The organism is Bacteroidota bacterium (assembly GCA_026391695.1).
Taxonomy (GTDB): domain Bacteria; phylum Bacteroidota; class Bacteroidia; order Bacteroidales; family JAGONC01; genus JAPLDP01.
Genome location: JAPLDP010000002.1, coordinates 1 through 1,831, shown reverse-complemented (window position 1 = coordinate 1,831; position 1,831 = coordinate 1). Strand labels below are relative to the sequence as shown.

Here is a 1,831-nt window from a genome sequence, read left to right as displayed (position 1 = left end):
CATCTGTTGAATCATTTGTTTTCGTAAAGCATTCATAGCAATATGTTTTAAGGGTTTAACATATTGCCTTTTACGGTAAGTATAAGAAAAGGTAATGTTAATCGGAACTACCGCCAGAGGCGGTTTAGTTCAACGTTTGTGGATACGATTGCGTATATATTTTCCTTATCAGAGGATTATACTGTATTTATTCGACCTTTTTTCCAAGTATATACGATAGCGTTTATACAGAAACCCAAAATCTAAAATACTGTTCATCATCTTTTAATCATCACCTAAATATAAATAGAAATTATATATCAAAGTTATCCAATGGACTTTTAATGTTTTCCATGCCTATTTTATAATTTGTGTGTATATCTCAATAACTTTTAGACTGTTATTCTTAAAATAGCTCATAGATGTAGTGAAAATCAATCCCATATTCGAGCAAATACATCGCAAATGAATTATAAGATTCCTTTAATTAGTAACTGTTGATATGTCAATACTTAGCTCTTTAACAAAGCTACTATTGTCATCTCTTAATCATCCTGTTATTCCATTAATAAACGTATCTACAAAATTCAAAATCTTCTTAAGGATTCTGTCGCCTACTTTTTTACGTTCTAGTACTTTTGGTTTATCGCCGGCTAATAACTCTAAAATTTCATCCCGAAGCGGTTCTCTTTCAGCATATAGGTAATCTTCAATGAGGGATTGTGTTTTTTCTGTCGATAGGTTTTCGTCTTTTACAAGTTGGTTAAATGCTTTTTGTTGCTCTTCATTCCAAAACTTTTCAAACTCCTGTGGTATGTAGTCTGAATCTTCAATTACCGGCAGATTCTCCCGAATAAATTTCTCGATCAATTCACGTTTGCTACGCAAATGGGCTTCGGAATTCAATAAGTTGAATATTTCCTTTTCAGTTTGTAAAACATCGGCTTTTACTTTTGATTTCAGTTTAATGAGCAACTGTAAAATGCACGCAACGTTGATTTCATCACGGTGAATGAGCTCCAGTTCAAAGTCTACATCTTCCAAAATGGAAACTTTCTCCTTTTGATGATCTGATTTAACTTTATCGTATAGGTCCAGGTATTTGCTTTTAAAATCCTCAAAGAGCTGTTCGTTCATTGCCAAATTTTCCCATTTAAAATCGGAAAAGGTAGTGAGGATGTTTTTTATTCGCATCAGATCTCTGAATGCTTTGATAAATTCTAATTCATCATCTTCGGTCTGCAGGTCGTTTACACTGTTCACGGTTGGTGTGATTTTCAGCAAGGAAATAAACGCTTCATTGAATTTTTTTACATAGTCTTCATACGGTTTTATAATGATAACATCAATAGCTTCTTTGTTGCTAAATAATGTTATCGCTTCATCGGTTGCGTTTTTAAGATTGCGGAAAACCACAATGTTTCCTTGTGATTTCTGTTCATTAAGTATCCGGTTGGTTCGTGAATAGGCTTGTATCAATCCGTGATATTTCAGGTTCTTATCTACATACAACGTGTTTAGCGGTGGACTGTCAAAGCCGGTGAGGTACATATTTACCACAAGCAGAATATCGACTTTACGTTCCTTAACTTTTTTGGAAATGTCTTTGTAATAGTTGTAAAATGTTTCGCTGTCTCTGGTCGAGAATTTTGTACCGAACATTTTATTGTAATCTTCAATATAGTCATCAAGTTTTTCTCTGGTGTGTTTGTATGCTACTCCCCATTCTTTAGACCACGATTTCGCTTTTCTTAATTGAATTTATTAATACTGATTGTGTTGATATTGCTGTTAATTTCGGGAAATAACCCGGAGAGTTATTCTCGATATTAACAGCTTTTCTTTTTTGCTT

General features: G+C 33.5%; 1 pseudogene. It reads right to left on the bottom strand.

The annotated features are described in order from the left end of the window. Positions 1–528 precede the first annotated feature (528 nt). A pseudogene (locus tag NT175_00025) lies at positions 529–1,689 on the bottom strand (type I restriction endonuclease subunit R). Between the last annotated feature and the right edge of the window lie 142 nt (positions 1,690–1,831).